The sequence below is a fragment of the Mesorhizobium sp. M1295 genome, from assembly GCF_040318135.1.
Taxonomy (GTDB): Bacteria; Pseudomonadota; Alphaproteobacteria; order Rhizobiales; family Rhizobiaceae; genus Mesorhizobium.
This window is the reverse complement of the sequence record NZ_JAMYLU010000016.1, coordinates 1-22654: the sequence shown is the minus strand read 5'-3', so window position 1 is coordinate 22654 and position 22654 is coordinate 1. Positions and strand designations below refer to the sequence as shown.

Here is a 22654-nt window from a genome sequence, read left to right as displayed (position 1 = left end):
AAGAAACCGGCGGCACTATCAGGATTCTGGAGAAGAATTCACCCGATAGGCACGAGGCGTCATGCCCCTGAGACGCCGGAACGTCGTGGTGAAGTGGCTCTGGCTTGAAAAGCCGAGCCGAAAGGCAATGGTACTGATCGACAAACCCGTTTCGCGCAACAGTGCCTCCGCTCGCCGCACCCGTTCCTCGATTACATAGGCATAGGGGGCAAGACCGGTCGTCGCCTTGAAGCGCCGCGCAAAACTGTCGACGGCCAAGTCGGCGACAGCTGCAAGCTCGCTTAGCGAAATGTCGGAATTCATACGTGCATCGATATAATCCCGAACTCGACCAAGTGCTCGGCGGCTGAGACAGCCGTGACGTACGAGCGGCTGTTGCTCCCGGCTCAGGTTGGCCACGCGGAGGCTGACGAGGGCCACCAGATGCTCGACATAGGCAGTGTCCGGCTTGTGACCGAGGGCCATCTCGTCGCGAAGCGAACTCAGCAGCGTGGCGACGACCGCGTCCTTCTTGTTTACCAGTATCGGCAGGTTCCTCAGGCGTTCGCATCCGGGAAGCCCGATATCGGGATCGATCCACAGGGCTGAATATGAGAGGTTTACATCGCGATAGAAGCCCTGTCGCTCCGCGCCTGCCGGGACGAAGGTGAGGGCTCCGGGACGATCCATTCCGTCGTAGAGGGATTTTGCCTCGTGCCGGATAGACGTATGGGACGTGCCGCCTTCTTCGGTCAGCACGATCAGATGATGAGGGGCTGTCCAGCGGAGCTCCGCCTCCCGGCACGCCCACCGCCGGTTGTCGAAAACGATCGAGGAGCTGACCCATGACGCGGTTTGCAGGGGCTCCGACTTTTCCTCCTGGCTCCGAACCCGTCCGTCACCAAGCAGCGGTCTGAATGACATCGCGGCATCCCGCTGGTTCACTCGCCGAGCCGTGGTCAGCCCCGGCTTGAGCGTTGCGCCGCCCCGCCGCTACGCATACGACCGTCCATCTGGGACAGGCAACGGACGTTTTTAACCGCGCCGTGTTCAAGAAATCGTGAGATCAGGCAAAATCCAGGGCTCCTCCTGGCACTCCAAAGCGGATCATCCGCGCTCGGGAAACATCGCCTTCAGGCCTTCGCGCGAGGCCGTGGCGACGCCGCGTTCGGTGATCAAGCCGGTGACCAGCCGCGCCGGCGTCACGTCGAAGGCAGGGTTGGCCGCCGGCGTGGCTTCCGGCGACACGCGGACCTGGGCAATCTCGCCGGAAGCGGTCTTGCCCCAGACCAGCGAGACCTCGTCGGGCGAACGCTGCTCGATCGGGATTTCGGCCAACCCGTCCCCCACCGTCCAGTCGATCGTCGGCGACGGCAGCGCGACATAGAACGGCACGTCGTTGTCGGCGGCGGCCAGTGCCTTGAGATAGGTACCGATCTTGTTGCAGACATCGCCGTCGGCGGTGGTCCTGTCGGTGCCGACGACGACCATGTCGACCTGGCCGCGCTGCATCAGATGGCCGCCGGCATTGTCGACGATCAGCGTGTGCGGCACGCCGTGGCCGGCCATCTCCCAGGCGGTCAATTGGGCGCCCTGGTTGCGCGGTCGCGTTTCGTCGACATAGACGTGGACTGGAATGCCGGCTTCCGTCGCCAGATAGATCGGCGCGGTGGCGGTGCCGTAGTCGACGGTGGCCAGCCAGCCGGCGTTGCAGTGGGTCAGGATATTGACCGGTTCGCCCGGCTGCTTGCGCGCCGCGATCGTCTTGATGATTTCGAGCCCATGGGCGCCGATGGCGCGGTTGAGGCCGACATCCTCGTCGGCGATCTCGCCGGCACGCCGATAGGCGGCTGCGGCACGTTCTGCCAGGGGAAGCGCCAGCAGGAAGCGCTGCATTTCATTCAGCGCCCACCGCAAATTGATCGCCGTCGGGCGCGTTTCGTGCAGGGTTGCCCAGACGGCGTCGAGCGCCGCATCCGACGGATCGTCGGCCATCTGCATGGCGACGCCATAGGCGGCGGTGACGCCGATCAGCGGCGCCCCGCGCACCCACATGTCGCGGATTGCCGTGGCGATGCCGGCGACGGTATCGATCTTTTCGATGCGGAAATCATGCGGCAGCCAGCGCTGGTCGATGATCTCCACCGAACGCCCGTCGTCACTCGGCCAGATCGTGCGGTAGTGGCGGTCACCGACGTTCAAATCCTGCTCTCCCGTTCGATCAGCGCGGCCAACTGGTTGACCTCGTCGATGCTGTGGATCTGGCGCCGGTTGACGGCGAGGTGACGGCCGAATTTCAGCGCCTTTGCCTCACATCTGGCGCGCAGATACTGATCGGCAATGGTCTCGAAATCGGCATTGTGGGCAAGGCCGAGAATTCGCCGGTGAACCTCGACGCCGGCAAAGCCGAGCAGATCGGTCCAGATCGAATGCAGCATGTGGTCGAGCGCCTGCTCGGCGCCAAGCCTGTCGCCCTGATCCTCGAACAGGCTCTTCTGGTAGAGTATGCCGGTGCGCTCGGTTCGCCACAGATGCGAGAACTCGGCGCGGAATGCCGACCATGTATCGACCGTGACGTCGAGCAGATAGGCGCGCATGGCGTCGCGCTTGCTATTCTGCTCATGGCCGCGCTGCGAGAAGAACGCCATCCAGAAATTGGCGAGCAGCATGCCGACATCGAAGGCGATCGGCCCGTAGAAGGCGAATTCGGGGTCGATCATCCGCGTTTCGGTGTCGGTGACCATGATCGAGCCGGAATGCAGGTCGCCATGCAGCAGCGTCTCGGCATTGGCGGCGAAGAGGTGCTTCATCCGCTGCGCCTCGACCTTGAGGTCGCGGTCGGCGCGCAGTTCGGCGACAATGCCATCGAGCTGCGGGCTGGTGTGCCGGTTCATCTTGGCATCGAAATACGGGTCCGAGAAAACCAGGTTCTCGGTGATGTCGCAGAGTTCGACATTGTCGGCGAACAGCGCCAGATCGGCCTTGCGGTCCTTGGTCGCCATATGCAGGTCGGAGCCGCGAAACAGCGTGCGGGCCATGAACAGGCCGATGTCTTTCGCGATGTTGGGCAGTTGCCGGCCCTCGATCAGCGCCCGCCGCAGGATAATGTGCGGCGACAGATATTCCATGATGATCAGCGCCTGGCCTTCGTCGAAGTGATAGATATCAGGCACGGAACCCGGCGCCCGCGCCTGTTGCCGCGTCAGCGCATGATATTCGAAAAAGGAGCGTTTCAACGGCAGCGGCCAGCTGTCGCCGACCAGCCGGACGTAGGGCAGGGCCTGCTTGACCACGGCCGCACCCTCAGCACCCTCGACAATGAACACCAGGTTCAGATTGCCGTCGCCGACTTCACGAACCTTCCAGTGGCTCGTATCCTTGCCGATCTGCGAACAAAGGGCCTCGTTGGCACCGAGACGGCCCGCCAGTGTCTCGACCGACAGTGCTTCGAACGGCGATTTTCCAGTCATCCTCACCTCCCGCTTATGTGCTCCGATGATAGCGGAGTCATGGCGGTCGGGCCAAGCTAGGAAGCCTGCTGGCAATTGTCAATCGTGTTGACAATTGCCGATATATAGCCCATAGCGTCACGGTCAGGGAGGAACGAATGGGCAATGATGCCGTGTTCCGCGTCGACGGCCTGAGGAAATCCTTTGGCCATATCGAGGTGCTTGGCGGCGTCTCGCTCGAATTGCATGCCGGCGAAGTGACCGTGCTGATGGGTGCCAACGGCGCCGGCAAATCCACCCTCGTCAAGATCATCAGCGGCGTCTACGACCATGGCGGCGGCTCGATGTCGCTTGCCGGTCAGGACTTTGTGCCGAGAACGCCGGCCGAGGCGATCCGCGCCGGCGTCGTCACCGTCCACCAGAACATCAATGACGGCGTCGTCGCCGACCTCGACGTCGCAACCAACCTCACCCTCGACAGGCTGAGCGGCAGCGGCGTGCCGACGCTATTCAAGCCGGGCCGGGTGCGCCGTGAGGCCAAGGCGGTTGCCAACCGCATGGGGCTGGCCATCGACCTCAAGGCCCGCATCAGCCATCTCTCGCTGGCCGATCGTCAGATGGTGGCGATCGCCCGCGCCATGGCGCACCGGCCGAAAGTGCTGATCCTCGACGAGCCGACCTCCTCGCTGTCCAGTGCCGAAGCCGACCGGCTGTTCGCATTGCTCGACCGGCTTCGCCAGCAAGGCGTAGCCATTCTCTACATTTCGCACCGTATGTCTGACATCAGACGGCTTGCCGACCGCATCATTTCGATGCGCGATGGGGTCATCTCAGGCATCTTCGACAGGAAGCCGCTGGATTTTGAAGGTGCGGTCAACGCCATGCTCGGCCGCAAGATCCAACTCGAGCGGATCGTCGCCAGGAATTCGGCCAAAGCAATTTTTACTGCCGACGGTTTGCGGATTGCCGAAGGCGCCAGGCCGATTTCGCTGACGCTCGGCGACGGCGAGGTCGTCGCCATCACCGGCCTCGTCGGCGTCGGCAAGACCGCGCTGGCCGAGACGCTGTTCGGTTTGCGCCAGCCGCTGTCCGGGACCATGGTGCTGAACGGGAAACCCTATGCTCCGGCGTCGACCGGCGAAGCGATTGCCGCCGGCGTGTTTCTCGTCGCCAAGGACCGGGGCGAGAACGGCATCGTCGGCGGCTTCAACATCCAGGAAAATATCAGCCTGCCGTTCCACACGGGCATGTCGCGTCTCGGCGTCCTCAAGCGCCGCATCGAACGCGCCATTGCCCGCCGGCAGATCCAGGAACTCGGCATCGTCTGCCGCTCGGAGAAGGACGAGATGTCGTCGCTTTCGGGCGGCAATCAGCAGAAGGTGATGGTCGCCCGCTGGATGTCGCAGACCGCAAGGCTTTTCATCCTCGACGAGCCGTTTCAGGGCGTCGACATTTCGGCTAGGCGCGATATCGCTGCCAAGCTGCGGGCCAGCGCCAGCGGCCGCGCGACGCTGCTGTTCGTCACCGAACTGGACGAAGCCCTGGAGACGGCCGATCGCATTCTGGTGATGTCGGAGCAGACGATCGTCGGCGAGCACCGCAACACCGATGTCGATCTCGAGCGGCTGCTGGCCGAAGTGGCGGGCGGGCCGTTGCACAGCGCAGCCTGACGGCAGGAAGACGATGAGAATTGGAATGGAGAGGGCATGAGTTCAGGTTGGGTAAAGACAGTGCCAGCGTGCGGGAGCGCTGAATGATCCTGCGCGACCGTGCCATCCGGTATGGCTTCATCGTCCTGTTGTTCGGTCTGATCGCCTATTTCGCCATTGCCGCCGATGGCTTCGTGTCGCCGCAAAGCGCCGTCTTCATCTTCCAGTCGGTCGCCATCACCGGCGTTCTGGCGCTCGGCGTCACCGCCACGCTGGTCGTCGGCGGCTTCGACTTGTCGATCGGCTCGGTCGCCACCAGCGCCATGATGGCGGCTGCCTACGTCATGGTGGTGCTGGAGCAGAATGCCGTCGTGGCGGTCGTCGCCTGTCTTGTGATCGGCGCCGTTGTCGGCCTCATCAATGGCTGGCTGATCGTCTATATGCGGGTGCCGGACCTTTTGGCGACGCTCGGCATGATGTTCCTGCTCGTCGGCCTGCAGCGCATCCCTACCGAGGGCCGTTCGATCGCCACCGGCATGACCATGCCCGACGGCTCGGTCGCCAACGGCAGCTTCGGCGCCGCGTTCCTGGCGCTTGGCCGCCATCGCTTCGATTTCTTCAGCCCGAACCTCATTCCGGTGTCGGTCGTCGTCCTGCTCGTGCTGGCGGTGCTGATCTGGTTCTTTCTCGAATACACCCGTTTCGGCCGCATGATGTACGCCGTCGGCAGCAACGAGCGCGCTGCCGAACTCGCCGGCGCGCCTGTCAAGGCATACAAAATCTGGGCCTACGTTATTTCTGGGGTTTTTGCCTCGATCGGCGGCATTTTGCTTGCCGCCCGGCTTGGACGCGGCGACATCGCCTCGGGTAATAATCTGTTGCTCGACGCGGTGGCTGCGGCACTCATCGGTTACGCGGTTCTCGGCGCCGCCAAACCGAACGCCTTCGGCACGGCCGTCGGCGCGGTGTTTGTCGGCGTGCTGCTGCAGGGCCTGACGATGATGAACGCGCCTTACTACACGCAGGATTTCGTCAAGGGCGTGGTTCTCGTGGTCGCCCTTGTCTTCACCTTCGCCCTGTCCGGCAGGGGCAGGAGATAGGGTTCGACCGGGTCACATTTTGGGTTCAACAAGTGGAGGAAACGACGTGAACATCACAAGAAGACTTTTGGGGAAAGCAGCGCTCGGGCTTGCCGGCGCAACATTGCTGATGCAGTTGCCGGCAATTGCGCAGGACAGGCCGGCGCCGTTCGACAAGCCGGGTGCCGTCAAGATCGCGCTGGTCCGCTATCTCTCGACCGGCGACTTCTTCCAGGCCTATCTCTCCGGCGTTGAGGCGCAGGCCAAGGCGCTCGGCGTCGACCTGCGCGTGCTCGACAGCCGTCAGGACGCGGCGCTTCAGGCGGACATGGTCGACCAGGCCATCGCGCTCGGCGTCCAGGGCATCATCATCCAGCACGGATTGACGGAATCGATGAAGGACGCCGCCCAGCGTGCCGTCGATGCCGGCATCAAGGTCGTCGCCTTCGACGTCAATGTCGAAAACCCCAAGATCCCGCAGATCGAACAGTCCGACCGCGACCTCGCGCGCCTGGCGCTCGAACAGGCGGTCAAAGACAATGGCGAGAGCTGGAAGGCCGGCTATGTCTATGTCGCCGGCATCGCCCCGCTCGATCGCCGCAACGAGACCTGGGTCGAATTCAAGAAGAAATATTCGGGCATCAACGAAGCCGCCATGTTCGGCACGCTCGACAATCCGATCGCCAATTCGGTTGCCAACCAGGCTCGCTCGGTGTTGTCGGCTCATCCCGACATCAAGGTGATGTTCGCGCCCTATGACGAATTCGCCAAGGGTGTAAAGATCGCCGTCGACGAGGCCGGGCTGAACAAGGACATCAAAATCTATTCGGCCGACATATCGACCTCCGACATCGCCGCGATGCGCGAGCCCGACAGCGCCTGGGCGGCAACCGCCGCCACCAACCCGGCCGTCGTCGGTCAGGTCTCGGTGCGTGCGCTGGCGCAGCTCTTGGCCGGCGAAGACCCCGGCCATAACGTCATTGTGCCACCGACGCTGATCACCCAGAAGGACCTGCTCGACAAGGAGATCAAGAACATGGAGGACCTCTCGGCCAAGCTGCCGCAATTCGCCCATGCCGATGTCGCCATGCCGGCCTGGATGCCGAACCCGAACGCGAAGTAACTTTCGACACGAGCAAAACAATAGCCGCCTGCAGCAGCTTGCTGCAGGTGGCTTTTTTGTCGAAGATGTCTGGCGCCGGGCTGCCGAATTTCAATTGTCGCAGTCTCCGGTTTTGCATGCCGATTGAAATCAGGATTCAGCGGGTACATGGAGGTGCGGGCGGTAGTAGAGGAAAGTCTTGCCGGCGCCGTCGCTGGAACATTTTTTCGACGCTCGCAGGCCACCACGGGCGTTGTGGTGTTGGGTGGATCGAGTGGTCGTGTTGATGTCGGGCGCGCGCGGCTTTTTACAGATGCCGGTACGTCGGCCTTGGCGTTGCAGTGGTTTGGCGGCGAGGGCCAGATTCCGGGAATATGTGAAATTCCCCTGGAAACGTTCTTTGCAGCAACAGACTATCTCATTGAAACAGGGTGCCGTCGCATCGTTTATGTCGGCACATCCAAAGGTGCCGAGGCCTCATTGCTTGCCGCGGTCCATGACCAGCGAATCAACGCGGTGGTCGCGATCAGCCCGTCATCGGTAGTTTGGGGGAATATCGGTGCGGGCCGGGATGGTCCCAGTTGGCCTGAACGATCCTCATGGTCGCTCAACGGTATCGCGCTGCCGTTTGTGCCGGCAGATCCAGATTGGACACGAGAGTATGTGGATGGCCTGGTATCTTACAGGGGGCTTTTCGAATGCTGTTTGAAAACCTTCAAGAGCGAATCGAATGCGGCGACCATCCCCGTTGAGACCATATCGGCCGAGCTTCTGCTTGTCGCCGGTGGCAACGATGCGCTGTGGCCTTCCCTATCGTTCGCCCGAGATATTATTAGGCGGCGCGGCGAAGCAGGTAAGGTCACTCATCTCATTTCGTCGCCGGATGCGGGACACCGCATTCTGTTGCCAGGCGAGAGCACACCACGCTCGACATTGCACGCACATGGAGGCAATGACGAGGCCGATTCAAAGCTGGGCAGAAAGGCTTGGGAAGGCATCCGAGGCCTGCTGTAGTAGCAGTTCGAGAATGCCTTCCATGGCCGTGTCGCAAAATTCCGAGTTGCGTGCCTGTCTCGGCCGGTTCCGCCTACCGCAGCGCCGCCGCGATGTTGCCGCCGTCGACCGTCGTCACATCGGCTGTGGTCCGATCGGCCAGCGCTTGATGCAGAAAGGCCTGGGCGACGTCGTCGGCCGTCACTTCCTGCCCGAGCAGGTTGCCGGACATGTACTCCTTCTCCGATACGCCGCGCGCGCCCGAGCGGCTGGCGATCATGGCGTCGGTCAACAGCCCCGAACGGATGCGGTCGGCGTTGACGGCATTGGAGCGGATGCCTTGCGCGCCGTAGTCGAGCGCATATTGCCTGGACATGAACAGCGTTGCCGCCTTCGGGATGCCGTAAGCGCCGAACTTCGGTCCCGGATTGATCGCCTGCTTGGAGGTATTGAACAACAGCACGCCGCCGGTGCCCTGTTCGAGCATGATGCGCACGGCATTCTGCGCCGCCGACTGGTGGGCGAAGAAATTGAGTTCGAAACTTTTGCGCAAAGTGGCGTCGTCGAGCTCGCCGATCCGGCCCTCCCAGGCTGCGCCCGCATTGGAGACGAGAATGTCGAGGCCGCCGAAGACGGCGACGGCTTTGTCGAACGCAGCGCGCATCTGCTCCGGATCGGTGATGTCGGCGCCAATGCCGATCGAACCGTTACCGGCTTTTTTGGCGGCCTCGGCAGCTCTTGACCCGTCGACATCGACGACCACCGCATGGGCACCGTTGTCGGCGAATAGCTTTGCCGTGGCAGCACCGATCGCGCCGGCGCCGCCGGTGACCAGTACCACCTGGCCGGTCAGCGGCTTCGGCTTGTTGGCGGCGAGTTTGGCCTGTTCCAGCGACCAGTATTCGAGCGGGAACAGATCGGCTTTGGAGAGCGGGCGGAAATCGCCGACGGCTTCGGCGCCGCGTACCGCCTCGATCCACATTTCGCCGACGTCGGAGGCGATCTTCGCGTCCTTGAGCGTGCGGCCGTGGCCGAACATGCCGAGGCCGGGCACCAGCGTCACCCGTGGCATCGTGTCGAGCATGGTGCGCTTCACGTCGTCGAGCGCATCGTTGGTTTCGAAATAGGCGCGATAGTCCTTGGCGAATTTTTCGACATGCTGGCGGATGACGGATTTGTAGTCGCCGACATTGTCCGCGTCGGGCGCCGGCAGTGCCATCGGTCCGGTCTTGATGCGGATCGACAGGTCGGGCGTCGACACGCCGCGTCCGGCATAGTCGGCAATTCTAGCCGAATTGATGAAATCGACGATCGCATCCGAGGTGCGGAAATCGCTGACCATGCGGTCGAAGCGGCCTTCGCCGCGTGCCACCGCCACCGCGCCGCGCAGCATCGGCGCAATGTCCGCGGGCTTGGCCAATCTGGCCGGCAAGGCCGCTTTTTCGGTGCGCGGCTTGCCGTGGCTGGCGATGAAATCCTCGGCGACGTTCACATAATGGATCATCCGGTCATAGGCCTGCCTGGCATCGTCGCCGAAGGTGAAAATGCCGTGCTTGTCGAGGATCAGGCCTTCGACCGTCGGGTCGGCGTCGAAAACATCGGCGGCAGCCTTCGCCAGATCGAAGCCCGGCATGATGTAAGGCACGAACCCCATTTTCTCGCCGAACACTTTTCTGCTCAGCGCCTCGCTGTCCTCCTGGTCGACGATGGCCAGGATTGCGGTCGAATGCGTGTGGTCAACGAATTTGTGCGGCAGGAAGGCGTGCAGCAGCGTCTCGACCGAAGGGTTGGGCGAGGACGGATCGATCAGGTTCGCCCGCTGCAGCGCGACCATGTCCTCGTCGGAGAGCTTCTTGAGCGACCGCGCCTTCAACAGCGCGCCGAGCTTGACCGCCGGCAGGCCCTGCGGCTCGATGACGCCCATGTCCCAGCCGCTGCCCTTGACGCAGAGCACGTCCCATTCGTCGCCGACAAGATCGGTGGCCTTGGTCTTGCACGAGGTGTTGCCGCCGCCATGCAGGACGAGCCGCGGCTCGCCGCCCAGCAGCCTGGTCGTATAGACGCGCAGCGCCAGGTCGCGGGCCACACCCTTCTTTGCATAGTCGGCGACCAGCTTCTCCGCGTCGCCGTCATTCCACAGGTTCTTCATGTCAGCTTCGTCCGATTTCTCTTTTGTTGTGAACAGGAATGCCGCGACGCCCTGATGACAATGCGTCGGCGACTGAAACTAGGTATCAGGCGACCTTTTCTGCTACTGCTCCGGCATGGTCGAGCAGCCGTCGCGCCATGCGCGCGCCGACGACGAGATGGGTGCAGAGCCCGCCGGCGATCGCCGCGACGAGCGGTTCGAACTTGCTCTCTTCCTGCACCACCACAAGGCGCTTTTCGATCTGGCGCAGCGATGACAGCTCTGCCGAAATCAGCCGGCGGTTGTAGCTGCAGTCGAGCGCCTGGCCTTCGGTATCGATGATCTGCCCGGCAATGACGCCGGCTGCACCCGCCTTGCGCAATGCAGCCATTTCGCTTGGCGTCAGCGCGCCGCATTTGACCAGATGGCTGTCGGTATCCACCGAGCCAACCGAGTATAGCGCCAGGTCGCAGTCACCGATACCCGACAACTGCTCGCGGATCACCGGTTCGGCGCGCAGGCCGCGTGCCAGTTCTTCCGTCGTCAGCACCAGCGGCGCGTAAAAATTCAGCCCCTTGGCATTGAGCCGGCGCGCGATTTCCATGGTGCATTGGTCCGGCCGGTACGAATAGGGTGCTCCCAGATTGCCGCAGAGCTGCACCACCGTCACGTCCTGCAGGTCGGCATAGGACATGATGTCGGCGATCGTGTAGATGGTCCGCCCCCAGGCGACGCCGATACGGTCGCCCTTCCTGACCAACTCAAGAAAGACGCTTGCCGCCAGCACCGCGATGTCGGTCGACGGATCGGCGACATAGCCGTTTTCCGGCGCGATCCAGACCGCGTCGAGCTTAAGCGCGTCTTCCAGCTTGCGTGCCAGCACGTCGTCGGTGAAAAGCTGGGTCGAGGTGGAGATGTTGACGATGCCGGTCTCGCGCGCCTTGCGCAGATACATGGCCACCGAGGCACGGGAAATCTTGAGTTGGCTGGCCACCTGGTCCTGGCGCAGGCCGTGTGCATAGTAAAGCCAGGCGGCCTTGTGGATAAGCTGTTCTGCCGGTCGGATCGCCATACCATCTCCTCGCTGACATTAGTCACGGCTCTCGACAAAAGTCAAATTGGGAGGAAGGCATAGATGCCCTTGCGCTCGCCGAATCTAGACCATTCTTGTGCCAAGCGGGGTCTATGATGGCATCGTTGGTGGTGACGGGCCGGAAGCCGGTAGCTAAAGTTCTCGACGAACACATTGCGGAGGACGGGATGGGCAATCCCTATGAACAGGACCTCGACCGGAACCCGGCCAACCACCAGCCGCTGACGCCGCTGACCTATTTTGAACGGGCGGCAAAAACCTTTCCCGACCAGACCGCCATCATCCATGGCCGCCAGCGCACGACCTATCGCGATTTCTGGAAGCGCTCGCTGAGGCTTGCCTCGGCGCTGGCGAAGCGCGGCATCGGCAGGGGCGACACCGTTACCGTCATGCTGTCCAACACGCCGCCGATGCTGGAAGCGCATTTCGGCGTGCCGATGACCAAGGCGGTGCTGCATTCGCTCAACACCCGCCTCGACGCCGCGGTCATTGCCTTCCAGCTCGAGCATGCCGAAACCAAGGTGCTGATCGTCGACCGCGAATTCGCCGGCGTGGTTCGACAAGCGCTGACGCTGGCCAAGGTCAAGCCGCTGGTGATCGACTACGACGATCCCGATTACGCCGCCGACGCGCCCTATGCCAAGGGCCTGCGGATCGGCACGCTCGACTACGAGGCGTTTGTCGCCGGCGGCGACGAGGATTTCGCCTGGTCGATGCCGGACGACGAATGGGACGCCATATCGCTCAACTACACCTCCGGCACGACAGGCAATCCGAAGGGCGTCGTCTGCCACCACCGCGGCGCGGCACTGATGGCCTATGCCAACACCATCCATGCCGGCATGGGCAAGCACCCGGTCTACCTCTGGACGTTGCCGATGTTCCACTGCAACGGCTGGTGCTTTCCCTGGACGCTTGCCGTGCAGGCTGGCACCCATGTCTGCCTGCGCTGGGTGCGGCCGAAGCCGATCTACGACGCCATCGCTGATCACGGGGTCACCCATCTCTGCGGTGCACCCATAGTCATGTCGGTGCTGATCAACGCCAGGGACGAGGACAAGCGGCAGTTCCCGCAGACCGTCACCTTCAACACCGCCGCGGCGCCGCCGCCCGAGGCGGTGCTGTCGGGCATGGCCGATGCGGGCTTTGCCGTCACCCATCTCTACGGCCTGACCGAAACCTATGGCCCGGCCGTCGTCAACGAATGGCATGGCGATTGGGACCGGCTGGAGAAAGGGGCGAGGGTGGCAAAGAAGGCCAGGCAAGGCGTACGCTATGCCGCGCTCGAAGGCCTGACGGTGATGGACCCGCAGACGATGCAAGAGACGCCGGCCGACGGCGAGACGATCGGCGAGGTGATGTTCCGCGGCAATATCGTCATGAAGGGCTATCTCAGGAACCGCAAGGCGAGCGATGAGGCCTTTGCCGGCGGCTGGTTCCATTCGGGCGACCTCGGCGTCATGCACCCGGATGGCTACGTCCAGCTCAAGGACCGTTCCAAGGACATCATCATCTCCGGCGGCGAAAACATCTCCTCGATCGAGGTCGAGGAGGCACTCTACAAGCATCCTGCCGTCGCTTCTTGCGGCGTTGTCGCCCGATCCGACGACAAATGGGGCGAGGTGCCGGTCGCCTATGTCGAGTTGAAGCCGGGCAAGGCGGCGACCGAGGCCGAAATCATTGAGCACTGCCGCGCGCTGCTCGCCCGCTTCAAGGTGCCGAAAGCGGTGATCTTTGCAGAAATCCCTAAGACTTCGACGGGCAAGATCCAGAAGTTCCGGCTGCGGGAGATGGCGAAGCAGCCTTAGCGCCTGACCCGAAAACGGAACCGATTTCGGGAGGCATCATTTCAAAATCCTGTGCGTTCAAAAAGACGCGCGGTGTTGCAGGCGCGCCCGGCGGGAACCACATGCGCTTCATGGGCCAACTCCGTCCAGAGATGTCACCATCTGTCATCAGCGGCGTCAGCTGGCCGAAATCATGTCTTGACAGGTGATGGTTTTCAATTTACGAGTGACGAAATTCTAAATTCGTCAGTCGTAAATTTTGGCCAACGAGATGCTTGAAACCTTAGACACCACCGCCGATTCCGCCCGCCAGGAAAATGTCACGCGCATCCTGGATTGCGCGGAGCGATTGTTCCGCCACTACGGCTACGGCAAGACCAACGTCGCCGACATAGCGCGCGAACTTGGCATGTCGACCGCCAACATCTATCGCTTCTTCGCCTCCAAGGTGGAAATTCACCAGGCGGTTTGCGGCCGTATGCTCGCCACCTGCTACCGGTTGACCTACGAAGCCTGCCATGGTCCCGGCACCGCCAGCGAGAAGCTCCGCCGCTATGTGCATACGCACTATCAGTGGACGCTCGAGACCATGATCGACCAGGAGAAAGTGCACGAGATGGTCATCGTCGCCATCGAACGCGATTGGCATGTCATCGAAAAGCACATCGACAGCATCCACGAATTGGTCGCGGAAGTGATCCGCGAGGGCATCGCCACCGGCGAGTTCGTCGATCAGGATCCGGTGATCGCGTCCAGGTGTTTCGGCGCTGCTATTATCAGCCTCTGTCATCCGCAGATGATGGCCCAATGCCTCGCCAAGAAGAACCGGGCGACGCCGGACGAGCTTACCGAGTTTGCCATCAGAGCCTTGAAGAAATGACCGTTGCCGCCCGTCGGGCGGTGATGTCGGCAATTCATCCCCACAGTTCGGGAGTACGAAAAGTGTCTTTGTCCAAGTCCATCACCTACAGGCTACCGGCCGCCGGCCTGGCACTGATTGTCGTTGCCGCTCTCGGCCTCGCCGGCTGCTCGCAGGAGAAAGCCGAGGTCAAGGAGATCATCCGCCCGGTCAAGGTGGTCGAGATCGCCAAGGCGAGCGATACCCGTCAGCTCTCCTATTCCGGATCGGTGCGCGCCCGCACCGAGATGAATCTCGGCTTTCGCATCAACGGCAAGATCACCGAGCGCCTTGTCGACATCGGTGACCGCGTCAAGCCCGGCGACGTTCTCGCCCGCATCGATCCCACCGACTACGAGCTTTCGGTGAGAAGCGCCCAGGCCAGCCTCGATGCCGCCGACCGTCAGGTCGAGACAGTCGAGCTTACGCGCAAGCGCGCCGAACAGCTCTACGCCAAGAATTTCGCACCGAAGTCGCAGCTCGAGCAGGCGACGCTCAGTTACAATCAGGCGGTCGCCACGCGCGACTCCGCCCGCTCGCAGCTTGCCCAGGCACAGAACCAGGTCCGCTATACCGATCTCAAGGCGGACAAGAATGGCATCGTCACCGCCGTTGCCGCCGATGTCGGCCAGGTGGTCGGCTCAGGCACGCCGGTGGTGACCGTTGCCATCGACGGCGAGAAGGAAGTCCTGATCGCTGTTCCCGAAACCGATATCGCCGAGTTCAAGCCGGGCAAGACCGTCAAGGCGGGTTTCTGGTCCGATGAGGCGCTGACGCTCGAAGGCAAGGTCCGCGAAGTCGCCGGCAGCGCCGATCCGCAGTCGCGCACCTTTGCCGTTCGCGTCAGCCTGCCCAACGATCCGAACGTGCTGCTTGGCATGACGGCCTCCATCGAAGCCGCGGCGGGCAACCGGCAGCAGCTGGTGTCGATCCCGCTGAGCGCATTGGCACAAAAGGACAGCCAATCGATCGTCTGGACCGTCGACCGCAGTGGCGGTACCGTTCATGCGCATCCGGTCAAGGTCGCCGCCTTCACGCCTGACGGCGTCAGTGTCGCCGACGGGCTGAAGCCGGGCGATGTGGTCGTCGCTGCCGGCACGCAGTTCATGACCGAGAATCTGAAAGTCAAGCTTACCGGTGATGCAGCACAACAGTCGGCCTCGGCCGATGATGACGCCGCAAGGCGCTTGCGCTGACGGCCAGGCAATTCACGGTTTCCGGGCGGCAGGCGCCCCCGATTTTCGAGATCTCAGGTCGATGTAACCCCCACATCGATCCTCGTGTCCCACCGCGATGTAGATCTCTCAACTCGGAAAGCCTCGCCGCTCGGAAGCCCACATCGGAAGTTCCTTGGGCATGCGAAAGCGCGTGCTCTGTTGATCAAATTGAAACGGACTGACGCCGATGACCACCGACACCACTGAAAAGCGGTCTTTCAATCTTTCGCGCTGGGCAATCGGCCATCCGAGCATTGCCCGCTTCCTGTTCGGGCTTATCATCGTCGCCGGTGCGCTCGGCCTGATGCGCATGGGCCAGAAGGAAGATCCCGATTTCACCTTCCGCGTCATGGTCGTCCAGGCGATCTGGCCGGGCTCCTCGATCAAGGAGATGGAGGACCAGGTCGTCAACAAGATCGAGCGCAAGCTGCAGGAAACGCCGCATCTCGATTTCGTCCGCTCCTACACCCGCGCCGGCAGCGCCATCATCACCTTGCAGGTCAAGGGCGACACCAGTCCCGCGCAGGTCGCGGATGCGTTCTATCAGGTGCGCAAGAAGGTCGGCGATATCTCGAATGAACTGCCGCAGGGCTTGCTCGGGCCCTACTTCAACGACGAATTCGGCGACACATTCATCACCCTGCATTCGATCAGCGGCGATGGCTACGGCTATCCCGAGCTGAAGAAATTCGCCATCCAGGCACGCGACATGCTGCTGACGACGCCCGGCGTCGAGAAAGCCGTGATCATCGGCGACCAGCCGGAAAAGCTCTACATCGACGTTTCATCCAAGGTGCTTGCCGAACGCGGCCTGACGCTGACCGACCTGCAGAATGCGATCAGGGGCCAGAACAATGTCGACCCGGCAGGTTCGGTCGACACCGGCCAGCGTTCGGTGCGCATCTCGGTCGAAGGCGACGTGGCCAGGGCGGCCGACATTCGCGAGCTTCGGCTGCGGGCCGGCAACCAGGTGACGCGCCTCGGCGACATCGCCACCGTGACCTCCGGCCTCGAGGACCCTTATCAGCGCAAATACCGCTTCAACGGCCATGACAGCGTCCAGCTCGGCGTCGTCATGGCCAAGGGCTTCAACGTCACCGACGTCGGCAAGGACGTCGAAGCGGCCTACAAGCGCTTCGAGGAGGCGCTGCCCTATGGCGTGTCGGTGGACCAGGTCTCCGACCAGCCGGAAGTCGTCAAGGATGCGGTGGCCGAGTTCATGGAAGCGCTCGGTGAAGCGCTGCTGATCGTGCTTGTCGTCTCGTTCCTGTCGATCGGCTGGCGTTCGGGTCTGGTGATCGCGATCGTCATTCCGCTGGTCCTGGCCGCCACCTTCGCCATCATGTACGAGCTCGGCATCGACCTGCAGCGCATCTCGCTCGGCGCGCTGATCATCGCCCTTGGCCTCTTGGTCGACGACGCGATGATCGTCGTCGAAATGATGGAGCGAAAGCTCGAGGAAGGCTTGGTCAAGGTCGAGGCGGCGAGCTTCGCCTATTCCTCGACCGCCTTCCCGATGCTGACCGGCACGCTGATCACCACGGCCGGCTTCATCCCCGTCGGTTTCGCCGCCTCGACGGCTGGCGAATATGTGCGCACCCTGTTCTACGTCGTCGGTATCGCGCTGGTCGTGTCCTGGTTCGCGGCGGTCTATTTCACGCCATGGCTCGGCCACATGATCCTGAAGCAGCGCAAGCACGCCGGCAGCCATCACGATGTCTTCGACACGGGCTTCTACCGTCGCCTTCGCTCGACCGTGACCTGGGCCGTGCGCCATCGCATCATCGTGCTGGTGATGACGATGATGACCTTTGCCACCAGCCTGTGGGCGTTCCAGTTCATCCCGCAGAATTTCTTCCCGCAATCGTCGCGCCCGGAAATCCTTGTCGACCTCTGGCTGCCGGAAGGCACCAGCATCAAGGAAGTCGAGACACAGGCCAAGGCGCTCGAAGCCAGGATGATGGACGACAAGGACAAGCGCTTCATCGCCACCTATATCGGCGAAGGCGCGCCGCGTTTCTTCCTGCCGCTCGACCAGCAGCTTCGCAATCCGAATTTCGCCCAGCTTCTGGTGATGGCCAATGACGAACCGGCCCGCGAGCGGCTGATTGTCAAGCTGCGCACCATCCTGGCCGAGGATTTCCCGTCGATCCGCGCCAAGGTCGACCGCCTGTTCCTTGGTCCGCCGACCGGCTGGCCGGTGCAGATGCGCGTCATGGGTCCGGATCGCCAGGAGGTGCGCCGCATCGCCGACGAGGTGAAGGCGAAGTTCCAGGCAAATCCGCTGCTCGGCGCCATCCACGACGACTGGCTGGAGCCGGTGCCGGCGATGAAGCTGGTGATCGACCAGGATCGCGCCCGTGCGCTCGGCGTCACCTCGCAGCGCATCCGCCAGATGCTGCAGGCGACCATGTCGGGAGCGCCGCTCGATGACTTCCGCGACGGCGAGGAGACGGTTTCGATCGTCGCCCGCGAACCGGAGGCAAGCCGTCACCTGCTGTCGGCGGTCGATTCCGTCTATATCCCGACGGATTTCGGTGGCTCCGTGCCGCTGTCGCAGGTCGCCAAGATTGTCCCGGTGCTGGAGCAAGGCGTCGAATGGCGGCGCGACCGCTTGCCGACCATCAGCGTACGCGCCACGCTGCCGGATGGCGTGCAGCCGAACGATGTCGCCATGAAAATGTATGGCGAGATGTCGGGCCTGCGCGCCGGCCTCGCACCCGGCTACAAGATCGAGATCCAGGGCGGCGCCGAGGATGCGGCCGAAAGCCAGGCCTCGATTGCGGCGAAAGCTCCAGTCATGCTGGCGGTCATCGTCGTGCTGCTGATGATCCAGCTGCAGCATTTCGGGAAGGCGATGCTGGTGCTGGCGACCGGTCCGCTCGGCATCATCGGTGCGGCGGCGGCACTTTTGATCAGCGGTGCGCCGTTCGGCTTCGTCGCCATCCTCGGTGTTATCGCCCTGCTCGGCATCATCATGCGAAACTCGATCATCCTGGTCGATCAGATCGACCAGGACATCGCCGCCGGCGTGGAGCGCTCCGAGGCCATCATCGGCTCGGCCGTTCGCCGGTTCCGGCCGATCGTGCTGACGGCGCTGACGGCGGTGCTGGCGCTGATCCCGATCTCGCGCGGCGTCTTCTGGGGGCCGCTCGCCTATGCCATGATGGGCGGCATCCTGGTCGCCACGGTGCTGACCATCCTTGTCCTGCCGGCAGCCTACGCGCTGTTCTTCGGCCGGGAGCCCAAGAAGGTGGTGGAGCAGCCGGCCGAGACGGAAGAAAAGAACGAAAGGCCGCAACTGGCCCTGGCGGCCGAATAGAGCTGTTGGCAAATGTGACCTCCGGCGGTTTAATCCGCCCACCAGGCGTAGGTGCCGGAGGAGGACCGTCATGACCATAGCTCAGGCACCGCTGCGGCTGCCGATCGACGGACGCCATCGCCAGATGTTCATCGGCGGTGGCTGGGTCGATGCCCGCTCCGGCCGGACCATGGAGACCCGCAATCCTGCCACCGGCGCGGTCATCGCCACGGTGCCGCGCGGAGACCGCCTCGACATCGACTTGGCGGTGACTGCCGCCCGCAAGGCGTTCGAGGGACCGTGGAGCCGGCTCAAACCTTACGAGCGGCAGGTACTGCTGCTGAGGATCGCCGATCTCTTCGAAAAGAACTGGGAAGAGATCAGCCTCTCCGACACCACCGACATGGGTATGCCGATCGTGCGCACCCGCGCCAATCGCAACCGCGTCATCGGCATGCTGCGCTATTATGCCGGCATGGCGACGGCGCTGCACGGCGAGACGATCGAGAACTCGCTGCCCGGCGAAATCGTCTCCTTCACCCGCAAGGAGGCGGTCGGCGTCGTCGGCGCCATCATTCCCTGGAACGCGCCGACCGCCGCGTCGATCTGGAAAATCGGCCCGGCGCTGGCGACCGGCTGTACCATCGTGCTGAAACCATCGGAAGAGGCGCCGCTGACGCCACTGCTGATCGCCGACATCATGAACGAGGCCGGCGTCCCGGAAGGCGTCGTCAACATCGTCACCGGCACCGGCACCGAGGCGGGCGCCGCACTCGCCGAGCACATGGGCGTCGACAAAATCGTCTTCACCGGCTCGACGGCGACCGGCCAGTCGATCGTGCGCGCCTCGGCCGGCAACCTCAAGCGCGTCTCGCTGGAGCTTGGCGGCAAGTCGCCGGTCATCGTCTGCGCCGATGCCGATCTCGACAAAGCGGTGCCGGTGGCCGCGATGTCGGTGTTCGCCAATTCCGGCCAGATCTGCATCGCCGGTTCGCGCCTTTTCGTCGAACGCGCGGTCCATGACGAGTTCATCGAGCGTCTCGCGGCATACGCCAAGGGTCTCAGGGTCGGCGACGGCATCGACCCGGCGACCGAGATCGGCCCGCTCGTCTCCGAAAAGCAGTTGCAACGGGTCACCGGTTACCTCGAGGCCGGTACTGCAGAAGGGGCGAAACTCGTCACCGGAGGCACCCGGCTTGTGGAAGGCGCGCTTGCCGCCGGCAATTTCGTCGCGCCGACTGTCTTTGCCGGCGTCTCGGACGATATGAAGATCGCGCGCGAGGAGATCTTCGGGCCGGTGATTTCAGCCTTGCCGTTCGATACGCTGGACGAGGCGGTCGAGCGGGCCAACAACACGCCTTACGGCCTGGCTGCAGGGGTCTTCACCCAAAATCTCGCCACCGCCCACCGGCTGTCGCAAAAGATCCGCGCCGGCTCGGTCTGGGTCAACACCTATCACGCCATCGATCCGGCCGTGCCCTTCGGCGGCTACAAGATGAGCGGCTACGGCCGCGAGGGCGGCGCCGAACACCTTGACGAATATCTCAACACCAAGGGCGTGTTCATCAAGATCGATTGAGCCAGAATAGGCCCAGAAACGAAAAACCCGCCTCAGCGGCGGGTCTCGGGGCGAATCAGCACCATGGCGGGATTAGTAGCATAGCTGCCGGCACAAAGCAAGAACAAAATGCAAGCGATCGAGCGCGCATCGCGCGCCCAATCCGTAGAACGGTTCATCGTTTCACGGAAACGCCGAACCGCTCTATTTTTTGTTTTGAGGCAATTCCGGCCGGAAAACCGTTCACACCTTTTCCTGGAATTGCTCTCAAGGCAAGCCTCAGATGACGAACAGCCAGTTGGCGAGCAGCATCACCGCGACGCCGGCGATCAGCGTCAGGTAGGGCAGCATGCCCGCCTTTCGCACTGCGAGGTCGGACGAGTTCATGCCGAGATCGGCCAGCATGTGGTCGGGGAACTTGCCTTTGTCCTGGATGTAGTGCCGGAAGCAGAACACCGGGATGATCAAGGCGGCCGTGATCAGCCCGGCCCACAATGCCATCGGGTTCCAGACCTTGGCGCCGGCGCCCATGAAGACCGCGTTGACATAGGCAAAGATAGCGCCGAGGCCGAGCAGCCAGCTCGGCGCCTTCCATGGCCGCGCAATGTGGCCATTGTCGATGCGGTGGATCCAGCCGGCATTGAGGTTGAGGAAGTTGAAGATGATGTAGCCGCAATTCGACACGGCGAGGATGAAGAAGAAGCTCGTCGCGTCGGCCGAAGCGATGGCCAGCACAATCAGGTTGAAGATCAAGTCGGTCCACATCGCCCGCGTCGGCGCACCGTGCTCGTTGACGTGGCTGAGGTAGCGCGGCAGCCAGCCGTCGACCGAACCCTGGTAGAGCGTGCGCGAAGAGCCGGCCATCGCCGTCATGATGCAGAGCACCAGCGCCAGGATCATCAGCATGACCAGCAGGCTGTGGATCAGCTGTCCGCCGCCGACCATGCCAGCCAGCGCATCGGCAACGCCGGAGCCGTCGACGATCGGCGTCGCCAGCATGCCGTTCAAGCCGAGCACGCCCTGGAAGGTGAACGGCACCAGGATGAACAGCAGCATGCACAGAAGGCCGGAATAGAAGATCGCCTTGAAGGTATCGGTGCCCGGGTTCTTGAACTCGGAGGTGTAGCAGACGGCGGTCTCGAAACCGTAGGTCGACCATGCCGCGATGAACATGCCGCCGAGAACGAGCGTCCAGCCTGCGATGTTCCACGCGCCGGGCTCCGGCGCGTAGGCTGCCGCGAGCGGGACCAGCGGCGAAAAGTTTGCCCAGTCGATCTGGCCGGTGACGATCGGCACCACGCCGACGATCAGCATCGGGATGATGACGAGCAGGCCGATATATTTCTGCACGTTGGCGGTGCCAAGGATGCCGCGATGCTGGATGGAGAAGATGATCAGCATCAGCACCGCGCCGATGAAGAAGGTGGCATTGAAGGTGAAGGAAACCGGGCCAAGCGTATGACCGTAAAGCGTCCAGTTGCGGATCGCCGGCGTCGCCGCAGTGGTGACCGCGGTGATGGCGTCGGCGGCGCTGGTTCCGGCATGGGCCGCGATATAGGCGGCAACTTCCGGCGAAGTGTCGGTGAACAGCGGCACCGGCGCCAGCGCATTGAGGATATAGGCGGCGGCGATCGAGCAGCCGAGCGACAGCACCGGCGACCAGGCGAACCAGTTGCACCACACCGAAAGCGGCGCGATGAATTTCGAATAGCGCAGCCACGCGGTGGCGCCATAGATCGAGGCGCCGCCGGACTTGTTCGGGAACAGGCCGGCGATTTCCGCATAGGTGAAGGATTGCAGGAAGCCCATGATCATGGATGCGGTCCAGATCATGAAGGCCAGCGTTCCGGTGGTGCCGGCAATGCCGCCGATCGAAAACAGGACAAGGGCCGGAACGCCGCTTGCCACCCAAAAGGCGCCGCGCCAATCGATGTTCCGGTGCAGCTGCCCTTCGGCAGGCGGCACCAAGGTGGTGACTATCGTGCTCATTTACGTGGATTCCCCATTTTTGATGTTCCCTATCGGCAACAGCCGCAATCTCGCGAGGCGTCATCGACGCTCACGTTGAACTGCCCAGGCGTTTTCCGCTCAGTAGTATTTTATTCTTGGCAGTGAAGATTGACCCAACGCGCTTTCACGTCAAGCGGTTTGTGACGCTGTGCACATTGCGCTTGTGAAACAGTCGAGCTTCGTTGGCGCTGCCAACGGGTGCGGTCTTTCCTTCTCCCCTTGTGGGAGAAGGTGGCCGAGCGTAGCTCGGTCGGATGAGGGGTGTTCCAGCTTGGCAAAACCGCACTTCGTCCAGCGCCCCTCAACCGTCTTGGCGCTGCGCGCCAATCCACCTTCTCCCACAAGGGGCCTGTTGCGTAATTCGCTGATTGTGATTCTCTGAGGTGGACGGTCTGAGGGAATCGCGATGGC

Annotated in this window: 15 protein-coding genes; 9 read left to right on the top strand and 6 right to left on the bottom strand. The window is 62.8% G+C overall.

Features of this window, described 5'->3' with window-relative positions; translation table 11 throughout:
• Positions 1–18 precede the first annotated feature (18 nt).
• The 3 genes from NKH29_RS21265 to mtnK all read right to left on the bottom strand — a co-directional run bounded on the left by NKH29_RS21265 (position 19) and on the right by mtnK (position 3449).
• On the bottom strand, positions 19–903 hold the full coding sequence (locus NKH29_RS21265) for a helix-turn-helix domain-containing protein (RefSeq protein ID WP_352791017.1): 885 nt from the start codon (positions 901–903) through the stop codon (positions 19–21).
• Positions 904–1086: 183 nt separating this feature from the next.
• Positions 1087–2181, bottom strand: coding sequence for an S-methyl-5-thioribose-1-phosphate isomerase (mtnA, locus tag NKH29_RS21260; protein ID WP_023716743.1), 1095 nt, complete (start codon positions 2179–2181; stop codon positions 1087–1089).
• A complete protein-coding gene (gene mtnK, locus NKH29_RS21255; protein ID WP_352790991.1) occupies positions 2178–3449 on the bottom strand; it encodes an S-methyl-5-thioribose kinase in 1272 nt (423 codons plus the stop codon). The genes mtnA and mtnK overlap by 4 nt, the downstream gene beginning before the upstream one ends.
• A 137-nt stretch (positions 3450–3586) precedes the next feature.
• Here mtnK and NKH29_RS21250 point away from each other — a divergent pair, with 137 nt between their 5' ends.
• From NKH29_RS21250 to NKH29_RS21235, 4 genes are all read left to right on the top strand, one after another.
• Positions 3587–5098, top strand: a complete 1512-nt coding sequence (locus NKH29_RS21250; protein ID WP_353000529.1) for a sugar ABC transporter ATP-binding protein — start codon at positions 3587–3589, stop codon at positions 5096–5098.
• 83 nt (positions 5099–5181) lie between these two features.
• Positions 5182–6177 carry an ABC transporter permease gene (locus NKH29_RS21245; RefSeq protein ID WP_352790988.1) on the top strand — a complete coding sequence of 332 codons (996 nt, stop codon included), beginning with the start codon at positions 5182–5184 and terminating at the stop codon, positions 6175–6177.
• 46 nt (positions 6178–6223) lie between these two features.
• Entirely contained in the window at positions 6224–7279 is a 1056-nt protein-coding gene (locus NKH29_RS21240) for a substrate-binding domain-containing protein (protein ID WP_352482691.1), read from the top strand.
• A 147-nt stretch (positions 7280–7426) separates the two neighbouring features.
• Positions 7427–8272 (top strand): acyl-CoA thioester hydrolase/BAAT C-terminal domain-containing protein, encoded by an 846-nt coding sequence (locus tag NKH29_RS21235; protein WP_352790987.1) that lies wholly within the window; start codon positions 7427–7429, stop codon positions 8270–8272.
• A gap of 73 nt (positions 8273–8345) precedes the next feature.
• Here the strand turns inward: NKH29_RS21235 and NKH29_RS21230 are convergent, their stop codons facing one another.
• Together NKH29_RS21230 and NKH29_RS21225 are read right to left on the bottom strand one after the other, a co-directional pair.
• Positions 8346–10400: a bifunctional aldolase/short-chain dehydrogenase gene (locus NKH29_RS21230; RefSeq protein WP_353000526.1), complete on the bottom strand. Its 2055-nt coding sequence runs from the start codon at positions 10398–10400 to the stop codon at positions 8346–8348.
• A gap of 85 nt (positions 10401–10485) precedes the next feature.
• Positions 10486–11451 carry a sugar-binding transcriptional regulator gene (locus NKH29_RS21225; protein ID WP_352482687.1) on the bottom strand — a complete coding sequence of 322 codons (966 nt, stop codon included), beginning with the start codon at positions 11449–11451 and terminating at the stop codon, positions 10486–10488.
• Positions 11452–11639: 188 nt separating this feature from the next.
• Here NKH29_RS21225 and NKH29_RS21220 point away from each other — a divergent pair, with 188 nt between their 5' ends.
• The 5 genes from NKH29_RS21220 (at position 11640) to NKH29_RS21200 (ending at position 20254) form a co-directional block, all read left to right on the top strand.
• Complete coding sequence (locus tag NKH29_RS21220) at positions 11640–13280, top strand: acyl-CoA synthetase (RefSeq protein ID WP_352493974.1); 1641 nt, start codon at positions 11640–11642, stop codon at positions 13278–13280.
• Between the two features lie 250 nt (positions 13281–13530).
• Positions 13531–14139 carry a TetR/AcrR family transcriptional regulator gene (locus tag NKH29_RS21215; protein ID WP_023716752.1) on the top strand — a complete coding sequence of 203 codons (609 nt, stop codon included), beginning with the start codon at positions 13531–13533 and terminating at the stop codon, positions 14137–14139.
• 62 nt (positions 14140–14201) lie between these two features.
• Positions 14202–15353: an efflux RND transporter periplasmic adaptor subunit gene (locus NKH29_RS21210; RefSeq protein WP_023716753.1), complete on the top strand. Its 1152-nt coding sequence runs from the start codon at positions 14202–14204 to the stop codon at positions 15351–15353.
• Positions 15354–15561: 208 nt separating this feature from the next.
• Positions 15562–18696: an efflux RND transporter permease subunit gene (locus NKH29_RS21205; protein WP_353000524.1), complete on the top strand. Its 3135-nt coding sequence runs from the start codon at positions 15562–15564 to the stop codon at positions 18694–18696.
• Between the two features lie 70 nt (positions 18697–18766).
• Positions 18767–20254 carry an aldehyde dehydrogenase family protein gene (locus NKH29_RS21200; RefSeq protein ID WP_023716755.1) on the top strand — a complete coding sequence of 496 codons (1488 nt, stop codon included), beginning with the start codon at positions 18767–18769 and terminating at the stop codon, positions 20252–20254.
• Positions 20255–20512: 258 nt separating this feature from the next.
• Here NKH29_RS21200 and NKH29_RS21195 read toward each other — a convergent pair whose 3' ends face one another.
• A complete protein-coding gene (locus tag NKH29_RS21195; RefSeq protein ID WP_352482684.1) occupies positions 20513–22222 on the bottom strand; it encodes a trimethylamine N-oxide permease in 1710 nt (569 codons plus the stop codon).
• Between the last annotated feature and the right edge of the window lie 432 nt (positions 22223–22654).